Below are 15,148 nucleotides of genomic sequence, written 5' to 3'. Positions count from 1 at the left end.
TATTATTCGTAAGTGCGATCGATCGGCTTCGCTGCGGCCGTTGGCAATCGCACTAAAAAATAGGATCGGCATTCTGTAAATAAAAGGCGATCGCACTTCTCCCTACAAAAAAGGCGATCGCCCTTCTCCCTACAAAAAAAGCGATCGCACTCCCTTACAAAAGGCGATCGCCCTGACAAATTACCATTCAGGATCGCACTCCCTAATTTCCATAAGAAAAGTGAGCGGACTTTCTGAATAAAGAAAAGCGCTGGCTCTCCCGTAAATAAATCAAACAAAAAGAGATCGCACTCAACGTGAGATTTCAGCATCAGTTTGCTTGCGGAGCCTTCTGACGTACCTTGCTAATACATTTCCTTACCGCCGAGGTAATATATCTCAATAGAAGTTGCTCCATGTGTAATTTGAGCTACAAGAGAGTCTACTTTCTTTCCATTGGACCAAGCTGCTACAGCAGCAGGCGCTAATGCGACAATCCCAAAACCAGGATCACTTGGGCGAACTAGATCATTGATCCAGTAACAAGTTCGTAAATAATTGACTTGGGCAGCATTTGGTAGTCCACCAGGAATCTGCAAATAACGATGAGGCGGTAGGTTATTTCGGTTTGCAAGGTTACTGCTGCCATTTCTAACTCGGTTGATCAGGTCCCTAGATGCAGCCGTCCAACCTGGAAATAATCCTCCATTTCCATTCGGGGTATTCTCCCTATGGGCAAGTTCAGACCACTTAGATCCTGAAAAATTTGCAATAAAGTTGTCTCTGTCATTAGGATCAATTCTCCAAAGCACAAATTGGCCAGCCATGTTTTTCCTCTAAAAGAATTCTTTGTGTGTATAGCCAAACCTCGTCCAAATCGCACTAATGTCGCCAAAAAGCTAATTGCACGTTTCCCTTTCAAAAGTTCTCAATGAGTTGAGTGGTTTTTCCTTCCCACACCTATTAGACCTTTCCCAACCCCAATTTGGGAATTTTTCGAGTTAGAGGCAAATTTTCTCCCCCAAAATTCACCCTCAACCCCCATAACCCTTCCGCCCCTTACCTTTCAACCCTTCAAAATCTTCTCAACCTCCCCACGAGCCGGATACAACAACTAAAGCGATCGCCCTTCTCCTCACAAAAAAGCGATCCCTCTCCTCTAAAAAAGGCGATCGCACTCCCGTAAATAAATCAAACAAAAAGCGATGTCTACGACGGGCTACGCCTAAGCATTACAAGATCCGTAATCGCAATAAAACGTAGGGTGGGCTAGCGACAGCGTAACCCACCCAATTCAATGATAATGATACGGATGGTGCGTTAACGAAGTGTAACGTACCCTACAAGCTCAGGCGATCGCACTGATAGCTTGTCGCCCCTCACCGTTGCCGTTCTTGATAAACGTGAGCTAGTCTCACAGCGATCGCACTTTTTGACCTGCTTAGTCTAAACTCCAAGTGATAAACAACTTTCCTTAATTCGGATGACTGAACAGAGGGCTAAATATTTATCGAACTTTTCACGAAAAAGTCGGTAGAATATTGGGAATTGGAAATGGGGAATTGGGGCGGCATCTAACTTTTGATGCTTTAGGTTGGGTTAAGCTATGGCAAAGCCCAACATCCAGTTAATAAGACAGTCCTGGACTGGGTGATAGGCTAAAAGCTATCGCTGTTGTTTACTCTTACTTTTTGAGTATTTAGCCTGCTTATCTTTTAAACGTTGGAATAATTGACTTACAGGAGATTCAAACTGTGTATTTCGTTTTTGTATAGACTCAATAAGTGGAATACCATCCTTGAGGTCTGGAAAATTGATGACATAATTGCCAAATTGAATACCCAATGGTCTTAAATGTCCACCTTTTAAATCCTCTTTAAAACCTTCAGGTGGTTTTTTGAAATCATTCTCAAACCACTGAGAAGTTGATAAAGCAAGTTTATCTCTTTGGAAAAGCTTTAACCCCAGGAGACCAAATAGATTACCGTTTTTGATTAAGGCATAGGTTTCCTCTGGGGTTGGATTGACATTTAAACCTAAGCCAATAAAGATACTTGCTAATGGTTTGGGGATAGCACTATCAAGACCTGTATTTACAGGAGCTAATAGTAAAGAGGGTTGATTCCTAATAAAGATGCTGCTAATTTCAATGTTCTCTTTCAAATCTTTGTAATTTGCTTCTTTTTTGATGTAATATTTAATTAATCGTTTAGCATCTTTACGTTTTAATTCTAGATCGTTAATCAGAATTAAGAGGTCTGTAAAAACACTCTCAATCTTCTTATCAATTTTTAGTTGAGAATCTCTTTTTTTTGCTGTTTCTCTAACTACGAATTCAATAAACTTCCTAAGTTCTTCAATACGATGAGAATAGCTAGGATCGCTAGGGTTGCCAATGGTAGGTAAGGCACTAAATGCTTCCAAAAGAGCAATATATTTACAGCCAATACTATGACCTATCCAAGAAAAGTTTTTGTCACTGAGATAGGGTTGATAGTCATAACCAGCAAATATTGCCCTTCTAACTATTTCTGGCATTATTTCATACTTTTCTCTAATTAAAAAGCCAGACTCAGCATAATGATTAAAAGTAAACTTAAATGGTAAAATAACAATCGTATAACCATCTTTAAATAAACGCTGAAGTAGAGACCGATAAAAAAGCATTGGCCAAAATGTGCCAAAGAAAGCACCGCCAACAAATTGAATTACTCCTTGAGGTTTGGGATGTAGAGCTACCCAACCATGAGAAACAGGTTGAAATTTCATAGTTAAACTTATACCGTTGATATCCTGTAAAAAAGCGATCGCATCCTAACTCAAGATATGCAGTTTTGCAGCCATAGTAGTCGCAAATTCCATAGAAGAAGGGGGATAAAGCCCCTTATTCTATGAAATTTGCTAGATGATAAATTGTTTTATCTCACACTTACCGAGTAAGTGCGATCGCTAGAAAAAACAAAGTTAGTAGCAGAATTAGGTCCAGATCCATCACTTGTTTGAAGAACTGATCCAGTTAAGTTGGGGATATTCATATTATCTGGACGATCCTGAGTGAAAGCAACGGAACCTTGGTTTGGATGGTACAAGCCAACAAAATCTCCTTTTAGGACTTCAATGGGAGCGGGAAGCTTAAATGAATTGTCTCCCACCACAGGAGTTTCTACCTTGCTTTTAGCGACTACAGACCAAGGAGCTTTATTTCCAAATGTGGCCATGCCTAACTCTAGTCTGTAAATAATTAGTTGTACAGGCGAGGTATTTTTTGCCCAAATACTCCATTCTCTTAACGATCCATCCAGATTGATTGGATTATTGGTATCAACTAAGTAGAAATCATTTTTATCATCCACTCTACCTCTCATTTCGACATCATTACCTCCTTGAATAGTCTTTCTTGCATTGACAAGATAGATAAACTCGCCACTCTTGGGTAAGTATGTAAATGGTTTTTGACGTGCTTGCTGTTGCAATGAAGGCGGAAGTAAATGGGAGATTTTTCGGAAATCGGTTTGAATCTTTTGACTAGCACCAGAAACTAGGAAACAATTGTTATCTGTTTTTAGGTTGCCGGATTCGTCATAGAAAAGTTTTGAAAATGCTTTGATGGTCAAATCATCCTTAGGAGAAACATAGACCAAGAATCCTTTGTTATCTAATTCACCAGCCCTTGTTTTTGCCTCTTCGACATTAAGAAAGAAATCAACTTCAGTGGTGTCAATTTTCAGAGGGCATAGAGAAGCAGGTAATCCAGCTACCACACTGTAGATTCTGTTGTCCCGAGGAGCTATAACGTCGAACCGTTCGTCAGTTCCAGAAGTTACAGGAATTGATGCTCGGAAATCAAACCCACCTTCTGTAAATGAGCCATTGGTTCCGTTTTGCGTCCGACCATTTTCGAGAATAGGTCGAAAAAATTTTTCAAACTCTCCTACTTTTTGAGGTAGACCAGAGATTTGATCATTGGGGATAGCTATAACATATCCCATGTTCTCATAGAATCTCACTCCAGCTTTCTGTTCATTTTCAGTGGCGTAAAAAGTGGTTATCCCACGAGATGCAGGCTGAGGAAGTTCTTGAGCTAAAGCAGGACTTACTCCACCTAGACACACAACAAAGCTAAGGATAGCAGCCAAAAAGGAAGTTAACTTTTTCATAAATTAGCCGTAATGTTCTCTGTTCTTGAAGTTATTTCATGGAAGTAGTTTTCCTTCCCACATCTTTTAGACGTTTCCCTACCCCAATTTGTGAATTTTTCGACTTACAGGCAAATTTTATCCCAAAAAATCCACCTTCAACCCCCAGAATCATTCCTCCCCTTACCTTTCATCCCCCGCAAAATCTTCTCAACTTCCCCACCAGCCGGATACAACAACTCCTGACTCAAAGCATTTCGATATGCCTGTATCGCTCCCAACGTCAAATGGTCAACTAAGGGATGAAAATTGAAGAGCGATCGCACTTGCAATACCGTATCGATCGCTCTCCCGATAAATACATCAAACAAAAAGCGCTCGCATTACAAGATCCGTAATCGCAATAAAACGTTGGGTGGGTTAAGCTGTCGCTAACCCACCCAATTTAATGATAATGATACCGATGGTCCGTTAATCAAGTGTAAACACTCAGATTTTGATAACCCGCATCTTGGGTTATTATGCAACATGAGTGTTACTCAACAAAGAATCTGCCGTGCCTACAGCAAGCTTGGTGCATATCACGGTAAATGGCAACGGATACCCCACAATCAATTTACTACCTTCATTCGCTGTATAGACTCTTTGATGATGGCGGATCTAAATATATCCACTTATTTGAGTTTTCATCCCACGTAGCTATTAGGTAAGAGGTGCCAACAACACGGGTTGTATCAATACCGTCATAGAACCCACTTGATTGGCAATTCCATATTCCACCACCTACAACGTAATACTTCATTGTAGCCGTAAACGGGCATGCATCTATCTTACCTTGAAAGTATGAGTATACAATACGGGTCATAGTCTTGGCTGGAGCAATCAAGGGAATGATTACAGTTTGCGTTGTCGTATTGTTCCACTTCTGTGTATAGCTACTTTCAGTGCTCACTTCCCATTTGGTCGTGATTTCGCCCTGTGCAACAAATGGGACTCCCCCGTTCACCTTATATTCTTGTCCAAATGTAAATCCTGCCTTGGTGGACCACTCTCCCCCTTTTTCTATAGAGACTGCCTGCGATACCGAACCACTGTCCGAATCCGTGTTTGAAGGGTTCGGTATCGTAATATCATAAGCAGACTTGTTCTGTGGTAAGGGGACCTTGGTAAGATCGTACTGAAATGCAGTTAGGACGCTATTATTCACCTTGTCAAGCATTAAGAATCCTAAGCTATCTAGGTCCGAACTAGCACTACCGATGACACCAAGGATGACTCCACCCCCTGCATTCATTTTGTATTCAGTCTTCAGCCCCCATTTTGTCATTTTTGGGAAAAATTCTCGATTTTTAGATGTCTTAATTCTGAATGCGCCACAACGAGTACCTTCACCATTTCCCCAGATGGACAATTCGGTAACAGTTTCACCATTGACATAGTCCAGGCTTATGGAGCCAGCGTGGCTACCTTCTGCTTTCCCTCGCATAACAACGCTATTGTCGGAAAACGTAATTCGGATTCCACGTAACGTCCATGTGTCAGCCCACGCTTCAAGTCCAGATACAGCAATGCTTTGATTATACTTTGCATCACTAAATTCAAAGCCACCTTGCCCACCAATCGTATAGTGAGTATACTGTCCGTTGTGTTTGGCTAAGATGTTTCCTTCGACTACCGCACGCGAACTAAATACATCTAACCTATGTTGTTTGCTTTCTGCTTGGATTTGCTCTTCAAGTTCCGGGTTGAAGATCTCCTCAATTGCTGCCTTAGCCATTTCTGGGGTTGGCTCTTCTGGAGGAATTGACTGAGTGTTCGACTGTGACATAATTGTATCTCCTTTGCATCCAAGTTTGATTTCAGTGGTTTTTTTCTTCCCACATCTATTAGACGTTTCCCACCCAAATTTCGGAATTTTTCGAGTTACAGGCAAATTTTCTCCCCCAAAATCCACCCTCAACCCCCACAACCCTTCCGCACCTTACCTTTCATCTGCCGCAAAATCTTCTCGACTTCCCCATCAGCCGGATACAACCCACATTCCGCACCCGAAACTATCCCTTGTGACAGTTTCGGGTGCAGAATGTGGGCTACAAGTTACTAGGGAAAAAGCTTTTGAAGATAGCTGAAATGACGTTAAATCGCAATAGTCTCTAAAAGCTACCCCACATTATTGAGTAGTTACGAAGAAGAGAGAGGAATTTCTTTTCTGTCATACAGTTTTGCTGTTGTCTCACCAGGTTGGATACCCATCCGTTGGATAATCAGCTTATCTGAAGTAATTTGAACATCGATAAATGCTCCCTCACGAGTTGCGCCAGCGACGAATGCGGGAATTTTAGAGGGTCCATTCGATGTGCCACTAGGACGATAAAATGGGTAATCCCAACTACCTCCGGGTGTAGGATGGAGGTGTCCTGAAAAAATTGCTACGACATTGTAAGGAGCAATTTTTTCCCAAAAGTCTTTTCTTTGTTGTTCTGTCCACCACACTTCACCAGATGTCGCTGTTGAAAATCCATCAAATCCATAATGCGAAATAAGCACTACTGGTCGTCCGGATGAACCAACTTTGGTTCGTAGATCGTCAGCGAGAAACGACAGGCTATTATTAGGATTCAGCTTCGGAAATTGGGGCGCTGGTTGATTGCCAGGAAAGAGATTAAGTTGGACAAAATGTACGTCATCCCAGTCCCATGAATAATGCTCATTCAACCAACCAGAAAGACGTGTCCCGCGCTTTCTTTCTTTGATATCCTTGATGACTCCTGCCGGATTTGAAGTGATACCTGTACTTTCTAGATCGTGGTTGCCCAGTCCATCGAACACAAAGCGTGCTTGTCCCTCAATGCTTTGTTGGTACCACTTAAACTCATCCATCGTTCTGGCATTTTGCGTTAAGTCGCCAGCAACTATGATGCCGCGAATATCATTGGTACTTTTCAGGCGACTTTTCATCTCCTGTAAAACCTTGTCTGCCACCTCCTTCTTGGGTTTATTTCCATTATCGTATTGCGGATCGGCAGTAGCCAAAAAGTGGATGTTTCGAGGATACAACCCGCCAGCAGCATAAGGGGTGTTTGCCGTGAGCGTGTGGTCAGGGTATCGACTGTGACCGAAGTAGTGGGTTTTACACTTCAAATCGTTTCTGTTTGCACCCGAATTCCTCACTTCTTCGATAGTTGCATACCCACCAGCCTGCAAGGGAAGAATACAGAGGAAATCCCTGTCGGTTTCAATCCAGACCTGTAACATCGCCTCCCGTCCACCTGACGGATTGCAGCCTTTATTTGACCAATTACATGCTCTGTTCTCCCCAGGCGGAATCTTTTGGACAAAATCGCCATCTGGTACCTTGGCTTGAACGGATACCGAGCTGTAGTTATAGATGTTAAACGCTCGGGCAGGTGATGAGGTAAATGCCAAACATCCAATGGCAATTAGCAGCGTTAATGCAATATTTCTGAATACTTTCACAGTTCTACTCGCTCTTACACGTATCTCGGCTTCTAAGTGAAATATTAACGCAGTGAAATCTTAACGGTGGAACTGCTGCTCTTGTTGTAAATAGTTATTTCATTTATTTCATTGCCGCCATTAATATGGTTAGCATATTCAACAACAGAGTTCCCAGGTATAATTAAGCTTTGGTAAATCTCTCCTTCAGCAATAAACATAACATTAGCAGGATCACTACCTAAATTTTCCACCCTAGCATTAAACGCACCACCAAACATTTGCAAAACGCAAGAACCGCTCGGAGGTATAGTGCATACCTGGTCTCGGCTAATAGGAGTTGTGGGCGAAGAAGTCGTAGCAGGAACTGGTGCAGAGACCGGTTGTGCACTTGCCGTATCGACGTAAAAGGTGAAAGCTGTGACTAGGACTAATGCCACTGCTAACATGGCTTGCATGAGTCGTTTCATTTTTTTTTCCTCGTACAATTTATTTCTTTGTTTTCAGGGGTTTTTCTCTTCCCACATCTATTAGACGTTTCCCAACCCCAATTTGTGAATTTTTCGAGTTACACTCAAATTTTCTCCCCCAAAATTCACCCTCAACCCCCCAAACCCTTCCTCCCCCTACCTTTCAACCGCCGCAAAGTCTTCTCCACTTCCCCACGATTCGGATACAACAACTGCTGACTCAAAGCACTTTCATAAGCCTGTATCGCCCCCAACCTATCCCCCAACCCCACCAAGGCTCTCCCCAGCCAGTAATCAGCCGAAGCCGGATTAAACTCCCTCAATTCCTGACATCCCTCACAAGCGGCTTTCCACGATCGCTTACTAGCCCCAACATCCCCCAGCACTCGGTAACTCTCCCCCAGCCAAACCGCAGCAGGTAATGATTGCAAATAACCCCCTGCTGGTAAAATATGCCATCCTTTCTCCAACGCCTCCACCGCTTCCCGATGTTTAAGAGCCAAAGCCAACACCCTTCCATGACAAAACCAAGCATCAGCTAACTGAGGCTGTAGTTGCGTCCCTTTTTCCGAAACCAGACACCCCCTTTCAACCTCTTTCAAGGATTCCACCAACACTCGCCCCGCAGTCGCCCAAACACTCCAGCGTTGAGGAAAACGCTCAAGCATTTCTTCCACTATGGAAGCAAGGGTTATGTTATTCCCCTCTTTTGTTTGGAGAGTACCCTCTACCCCCTTTTTTAAGGGGAAAGTTAGAGGAAGAGAGGTCATTTTCGCAACAGGCAAAATCTCACACAAACCCCGATAAATTTCATACTCATCGGGATACAGATGATAAGCTTTTAGCATCATTTCCGCCGCCCTCTGATATTCCCCCGTCTCAAACAAGCAGCGCCCATAGTAATACCAACCATGAGGATTATTCGGGTGTTGTGCGGTAAACTCTGCTAACACCTCCAAACCTTCCTTCCAATCTCCTCGAAAGATGTGATAATATGCCAGAGATTTGTGAGCCTCAGCCCCATGAGGATACTGTCGCAGAGCAGAGGTAATCATCTTTTTCGTCTCCTTCCCCTCCTTCCCAGATATCAATCTCATCGCGCAACGCTCATTCAACTGTCGCTGAAGTACCCGGAAATCATCGGTAGCTAAGACAATTAATTTATGCAACCGTCGCTGTGCTTCCTGAAGATTCCCCACCGCCATTAGCGCATCATAGCTATGAATTAAGGCGACAATATCATCAGGGTTAAGTGACAAAATCATCTCAAAGGCTCCTAAAGCCCCAACAGGATTCTCTCTCCCCATCTGCAATTGTCCCAAAACCAGCCAGTTAGCTACGTTATCTGGTTGTAGGTTAGCCGCAGTTTCCAACGCAGTGATGGCTTTTTTACTGTCACCTCGACAAATTGCGATCGCGCCGTTGATATATTGTCCTATCCCTTCATTGTCGCATAATGGTAAGGCACTCTGATAAACTGCGATCGCCTCAGCTTCCCTTCCCATTAGCTGCAAGAGTTTCCCCAATTTTAACAACACATCTATTAATTGAGGTTGCCGCTCAATGACTTGGCGATACTCCTCAACCGCCCGCTCCCAGTTACCAATTACTGACAGGAGATTAGCTAATTCCAAGCGTTTCTTCCAGCCCGAGGGATACTGCTCCACATACTGACTTAATGCGTTCAGCTTCTGCTCTTGTCTCGTTAGCTTTTTTTCTAAGACTAGATGAACATTCAACTCCACCCCAGAGCAGTGGGTGACTGGTACCAAGCAGGAAAAATTGTTTCCAGACATATTGCGCTTACTTGATAATTAAGAGAACAATCAAAGCGCCCCTTTTGTTGGGGGAATGGAGCTATTTTTTGGTAAATCGTGATTATTTCATCGGAGTGAAAACTTTCCATTCCGGGCTCTCCCTTTTTGTCCGGTGACTCGGAGGAATTTAACAGAGAATTGTCCAACCCTGACAAATACTTTGTCAAACGCTTTTGCAGAATTTTTCGCGCTTGTGAAATACGTTTGCGAAGGTTTTCGTAGGATACACCTAGCTTTTGTACTATTTCCAGATAGGATTTTTTCGCAATGAAGTGTAGGATAAAAGGTTCGCGCAGTTTGGGCGGCAAATCCTCAATAGCGCGTTGGATTATCATTGCTAATTCGCAGTGTAAAGCGACAGTTTCAGGACTATGGGAGAGAGAAACCAGTCCCTCTTCCCCTTTTTCAATTATTACTTCCAAACTCTCAACCCGATCGCCCAACCTCTTATTTTCTCGATGTATATCCATACAGAGGTTATAAGTCAGTCGGGTCAACCAAGCTTTAAAGTTAGTGATGACACCAGTAGAATCTTGACTCTTCTCAAAGGCTTTGAGCATCGCTCGACTGAGTACCTCTTCGGCATTAGTCGCGTTTCCGTCCATCCACTTCAAACAGCAACGGTAAAGATAATCTCGGTGCTGGTTCCATTGTTGCCAAAAATTTGTGCTTGTATCTGACGAGCGATCCGACTGCTTTGAAATGCTAGATAATTGAGAACCTAATTTCATTTCTAATGCCTAAACTCTGGCTGTAAGTTTCAAGTAATCTTGGAGGTTGTGGTTGACAGTCACACCGCGATCGTTCTATCAAAGCTGCTGAACACCAGGGTCTAGGAAAATACCCTACCTAAATATTAGTAATACTTACCCAAATTTTACACTCAAATTGACTGGTAAATAGGCGTGAGTCAACCGTATTGTGCAACCAAATGTAAAATCATACAAACTCTTGCTGTTGCTTTTTTTAATGAATTTTGCCTGCAAGCCATACCTGTAGAACCCATCCAATATGTAGTTTGCTAGTAACTCAAGTACGAATGCCGATGCGAATTGCATCTCCATCTTGGCATTTCGTACTTGATTTACCTGCTGCCAGCTACGGCTCTCTGCCCTGATTCAACAATCCGTACTCTGGATTGGTGAGAAATCAAGAAAAAGAACAAACCGCCCAGGCTTTTAATCCTAATGCGCGCGCATCTGTGAAGCGCTGGACTGCATTACATTTTCGACTCGGAAATCACCGGCATTATATTTTCGACTTGGAAATCACCGGGATTTTCGTTGATAACCTGGTTAACTGTATCGCGCAATATTTTTTCTAGCACGTCAATAAATGAACCAGTTGCAGTTTCTGTGACCCAGGGGTCCATCACTACAGAACGCAAAACGGTGATGGGCATGTCTGATGAGCCATCTACTTCCAACAAACGTTTTTTGTAGGTTTCGATGAATTCTATCCCGTAGGACTTTTCGTAGAAATCCGTCGTGCTCACAATCAGATCGTAATCAGAGATATCAGTCTCCGGTTTGATGCTCAGCTTCTCGTAAATTTTTTGGTTGAGTTTGTTTGCCTTCTCTAAATTGTTGTTGACTTTGCCCGATGGAGTCTTGAAGTTGAAAGCATAGACCAAGATATTTTGGTCGGGTCCAATTTCTTTCAGGAGGGCCATTGCGTCTGGGTTATTTTGGATCTCCTCATTAGTTTTGCCATCAATCAAATCCCCAACTTGTTGTTCGGTAACACCGTCTGGGAGAGCGGATAGAGGAACCACGATGAAACGATCTTCGGGCTTCTTCATGCACATTAGCCGCGCGTAAAGCTTATCGCAACTGTATAGAGCCTGACCCAAGAGCTTGCCGTAGCCGCTTTTTGTGGGTCGAATCACTCGATGACTCAAATATACTGAAGCACAAGCAGCCCCCGGTTTAGAACCCTCTATACCGTAAATACCTGTTGTTGGTTCAGCATCGCCGTGAAATATATAAGGCGCAGCAAAGGTAACTAGAGAGCGCATGGCTGAATTGCGGTAGCAAAGTGCTCCTGCCGGATACGGGATGTAACCTGCTTTGTGAGGATCGACGGTGATAGAATCAGTCTCGCCGAGCGCTTCAAATTGGGTGGTTACGTAGGCACTTAACGGTGAAATTGGTGGGGGAGCGGAGCGAAAGAGTAGGGGTTCGATTTCAAAGTCATCGCGCAATATAGATGCAAAATAGCCTCCCCAAGCTGCATCAGCATGAACTGTAAATTCTAAACCTTGTTTGCGATATTCGTCCCGCAGATTGAGAATCTCCCGCAGCGGGTCAACTGCACCTTCTTCAGTGCTTCCCATCACCGCAACTACTGTGTACACCGGTCTTTTTTCTACCAAGCATTTATCGAGGTGAGCGCGCAGAACATCTATCTTCATTCGACCGTTCGCATCCACATCAACGTCTTGCATGTGAGACGCTCCCATGCCTAACAGTGCTGCTGCTTTGGGGAAAGAGTAGTGCTTGCTGCCCGGTACAAAAAACAAAGGTTCTGGCACATCGCTCAGGAAATTTTTGGCAAACTTTTGTATTCCCAAATCTTGCAGCGAATATTTTGAAACAGCATCTGAGAGGGCAGTCGGATAGATACCATACTCCGATTCTAGACGGGCGGGCAATCCTAGAATGTCATCGGCTTTGAGGTTGAGCAGTTGCCAAACGGTTAGTTCAATTAAAGGCTTCACCACCGAAATACCGCCGTCGTAAAAAGAAACCTCGATATTTTTTGCTTTTTCCAAGTCGTTGTCGTTGATTACAGCTTGTTGCAAAGCAATGGGATAGAACTTGAGATTTCTAGCTGACCATAGAGCCTCTATATTGGCAACTGTACCCCCACAAGTTATGTGTCCCCAGGGAGCAATCTCTTCCTCATTTTCCGGGATTTTGTATCCCAGCATGAGGCACAAATCGTTACCGACGATAATTTCCAGGTATGTCGTTGCTGTTGATGCTTCAAATGCTACGTTATTGGGGTTGTAGAGCATCGCCGCGAAGTAACCAACCACGCTCGGCATTGTCAAATCCCAGTTCATGTGCCCTTGATAGCGCATGCTGAAGAAAGGAACTGACTTTTTGAGAAACTCCAACAATGAGTGATAGCCCTCATTGAAATTCTCCATTGCCTGTAAATATTCTGGAGACTGCTTAATTTCCTCTGTAATGTGCTCGGGATCTTTTGGGTGATAATTGTTTCTCCACTCAGCCTGGTCGCGAATTGCTTCTACAATTAAAGTCTCCAGCACGTCAGCATTTTCTCCCTTTGGCCCCATAAACCAGGCTTCAAGGGAGCGCGTTCCTGACGTGCTGTCCAGTTTTGGAAGGTTGGAAGAACGGGAAAGTTCTTGCAGGTTGCGGCGGGCTTTTTCAAAGCCTTGACTTTGAGTGTCTCTTGGAGTATTCATCAAACAATAATTCCTGTGTTGTTAGGTTCGCGCCATAAATCATGCTGTTGTTTCTCTATTGGTACAGTACCGATAGAGAGTTTTGAACGAGAGCGGCTGTTAACACCAATAGTTGCGCTCATTCAAGCCTGTCACTGAGGCAAAATCTTTGCTAGTTGCATTTCATTTGGTTTTAATCGCATTTAGTCCCGACGGAAGTTTAACTTCAGTCGATACATTTTCCTGCGTGTCAATAGAGCCGCAAAAACCAAAGGTTCGGTAGTTTGCTCGGTCTGACTTGTTTTATCCGCTTGTACGGTATTAAAATACCTGTATAGCAGTATAAGTAATAAATTTTACGTTTGTCAAGTTAAAATTTCGCTGCGGATATCATATGTAGCCAATACAAATGATTTATGCAAGTTTTGCAGCAACTCTCATTTGCAGGAACCTTGGAATCGATTAGGTAAAGGCTCTTAACACTTCTGCGCTACCAACAGGCTTCAATTTTTATGTGCAACTGATATATTGCCTTTCGCGCGCCTGCACCATCTCGAATGCTGTTGAGGGGAGTAGCGCTTCGAGGCGGGTTTTGAGGTCTTAAATGTTACACGCGTACAAAAAGCTCGAAATTTTGACAGTGTATGTTTCCCAATTTTGTGGGCTTTCTGGTTTTTATAGCTCTCCATTGCCCTCACTTTCCTTCCACTTCCACCTGCAACTCATACACCTGCAAACTGGGATGTTCGGCAAGCAGCCGCCAGCAATATCCCTCAGCAGTTGGGGTGGGTCGCGTTCCTTGGCTATAGAGGAATATTGGCTCGTTTCTCATCAATGCGGTGAATATCTGCCGCTCCCTGTCTTTGCCATCATCCCAAATCAGGTGAGCTTTGCCGAAGTACCCAACACCCATCAAACTAGCGAACAACCATTCCATGAGAGCTAGCTGCTGTTCCTGAGTTAACGCGGGTTGACCGCAAGTATCGATTTCGGGTGGCTGGGATTTGGGTTTGAGGGAGGCGATGAGGGCGGTGGCGAGGTTGAGGTACTTTTTCATTTCTTAGTTGGCGTAGGTTTTCACCTGAATCGGTACGACAAGGGGTGTTTTGTTAGCGGCATCAATTCGATACGTTATTCCAGCCATTTCACTTCCCGAACGGCTGTCCCCAATACTGCCAACACTCTTTGTTAAAAGGAGATTTCCACTTGTAAATCAGCTCTGATTCCAATTGCAACCGCTGTTTGCGATTACCGGGCGCTCCGTACCAAAATGCAATACTTACAGCGACATTGAGGGAATAGCTGCGGTGCAATCCGATGTAATTTTCAATGTATTTATGACAATCGTGGCTCATCCACCGCTGTTTGGGAGTGCGTTGCGTTTCTCCGACGTACAGCAGCAGCGGGAGCGCGTTATCGATAACGAAGTAGAGGCAAGTGCGATCGCCCGAATCGGGTCGATCGCAAAATGAAAGGTTTTGATACTCCCCAGGGCTAAAGCCACGGGGATTCTTGAATGAATCGGAAAACTCTCAAAGGCGTTATCAAATCACCTCTATTCGCTCAAAACAACTACCCGTACAAAAGGTATTGCAATTGCGCTTACTTTAAATTGTGTTTGCTTGTCAGTATCCATCACATTTGCCAGATAGGTACGCAACACACATTCTGCCATTACTTGTCAGTTATACAGGCTTATTACATGAATGGTAGTGGTGGCTCACTGCGCCGGGATTTCTCCGATACTAGACAAGTTTCAACACGTAGATGGGTTTTTTATTAGAGAGTCGATGGCAGGGTGTCCCCCACCACCTCTCCTACAAAACCGTGCTTGCGACTTTCACCGCACACGGCTCCTGAGTGATGTAATCCTGG

At 43.8% G+C, this 15,148-nt stretch carries 13 protein-coding genes; all 13 read right to left on the bottom strand.

The genetic code is table 11. The features are described 5' to 3' along the window. Nucleotides 1–2 precede the first annotated feature (2 nt). The 13 genes from JGK14_RS24020 to JGK14_RS23960 all read right to left on the bottom strand — a co-directional run bounded on the left by JGK14_RS24020 (nt 3) and on the right by JGK14_RS23960 (nt 14,670). Entirely contained in the window at nt 3–311 is a 309-nt protein-coding gene (locus JGK14_RS24020) for a hypothetical protein (RefSeq protein WP_325315579.1), read from the bottom strand. A 33-nt stretch (nt 312–344) separates the two neighbouring features. After that, complete coding sequence (locus JGK14_RS24015; protein WP_293277596.1) at nt 345–806, bottom strand: hypothetical protein; 462 nt, start codon at nt 804–806, stop codon at nt 345–347. 838 nt (nt 807–1,644) lie between these two features. Further along, a complete protein-coding gene (locus JGK14_RS24010) occupies nt 1,645–2,748 on the bottom strand; it encodes a DUF1350 family protein (RefSeq protein WP_293277597.1) in 1,104 nt (367 codons plus the stop codon). Between the two features lie 149 nt (nt 2,749–2,897). Continuing rightward, complete coding sequence (locus tag JGK14_RS24005) at nt 2,898–4,136, bottom strand: hypothetical protein (RefSeq protein WP_293277598.1); 1,239 nt, start codon at nt 4,134–4,136, stop codon at nt 2,898–2,900. 137 nt (nt 4,137–4,273) lie between these two features. Continuing rightward, nucleotides 4,274–4,486 carry a hypothetical protein gene (locus tag JGK14_RS24000; RefSeq protein WP_293277599.1) on the bottom strand — a complete coding sequence of 71 codons (213 nt, stop codon included), beginning with the start codon at nt 4,484–4,486 and terminating at the stop codon, nt 4,274–4,276. A 254-nt stretch (nt 4,487–4,740) separates the two neighbouring features. Beyond that, nucleotides 4,741–5,943, bottom strand: a complete 1,203-nt coding sequence (locus JGK14_RS23995; RefSeq protein ID WP_293277600.1) for a jacalin-like lectin — start codon at nt 5,941–5,943, stop codon at nt 4,741–4,743. Between the two features lie 353 nt (nt 5,944–6,296). Continuing rightward, nucleotides 6,297–7,592 (bottom strand): metallophosphoesterase, encoded by a 1,296-nt coding sequence (locus JGK14_RS23990; RefSeq protein ID WP_293277601.1) that lies wholly within the window; start codon nt 7,590–7,592, stop codon nt 6,297–6,299. Between the two features lie 44 nt (nt 7,593–7,636). Then, complete coding sequence (locus JGK14_RS23985) at nt 7,637–8,041, bottom strand: hypothetical protein (protein ID WP_293277602.1); 405 nt, start codon at nt 8,039–8,041, stop codon at nt 7,637–7,639. A 131-nt stretch (nt 8,042–8,172) separates the two neighbouring features. Beyond that, complete coding sequence (locus JGK14_RS23980; RefSeq protein ID WP_325315578.1) at nt 8,173–9,837, bottom strand: tetratricopeptide repeat protein; 1,665 nt, start codon at nt 9,835–9,837, stop codon at nt 8,173–8,175. Further along, a complete protein-coding gene (locus JGK14_RS23975) occupies nt 9,777–10,589 on the bottom strand; it encodes an RNA polymerase sigma factor (protein ID WP_325315577.1) in 813 nt (270 codons plus the stop codon). Before JGK14_RS23975 ends, JGK14_RS23980 begins: the two co-directional genes overlap by 61 nt. Nucleotides 10,590–11,077: 488 nt before the next feature. Beyond that, on the bottom strand, nt 11,078–13,294 hold the full coding sequence (locus JGK14_RS23970; RefSeq protein ID WP_325315576.1) for a pyridoxal phosphate-dependent decarboxylase family protein: 2,217 nt from the start codon (nt 13,292–13,294) through the stop codon (nt 11,078–11,080). A 673-nt stretch (nt 13,295–13,967) separates the two neighbouring features. Beyond that, nucleotides 13,968–14,330: a hypothetical protein gene (locus JGK14_RS23965; RefSeq protein WP_325315575.1), complete on the bottom strand. Its 363-nt coding sequence runs from the start codon at nt 14,328–14,330 to the stop codon at nt 13,968–13,970. An 88-nt stretch (nt 14,331–14,418) separates the two neighbouring features. Continuing rightward, nucleotides 14,419–14,670, bottom strand: coding sequence for a hypothetical protein (locus tag JGK14_RS23960; protein WP_325315582.1), 252 nt, complete (start codon nt 14,668–14,670; stop codon nt 14,419–14,421). Between the last annotated feature and the right edge of the window lie 478 nt (nt 14,671–15,148).

Origin of the sequence: Microcoleus sp. PH2017_28_MFU_U_A, assembly GCF_020738035.1 — a bacterium.
Classification (GTDB): domain Bacteria; phylum Cyanobacteriota; class Cyanobacteriia; order Cyanobacteriales; family Microcoleaceae; genus Microcoleus.
Note: the sequence above shows the minus strand (reverse complement) of the source record. Positions and strands in the feature narration are given on the sequence as shown.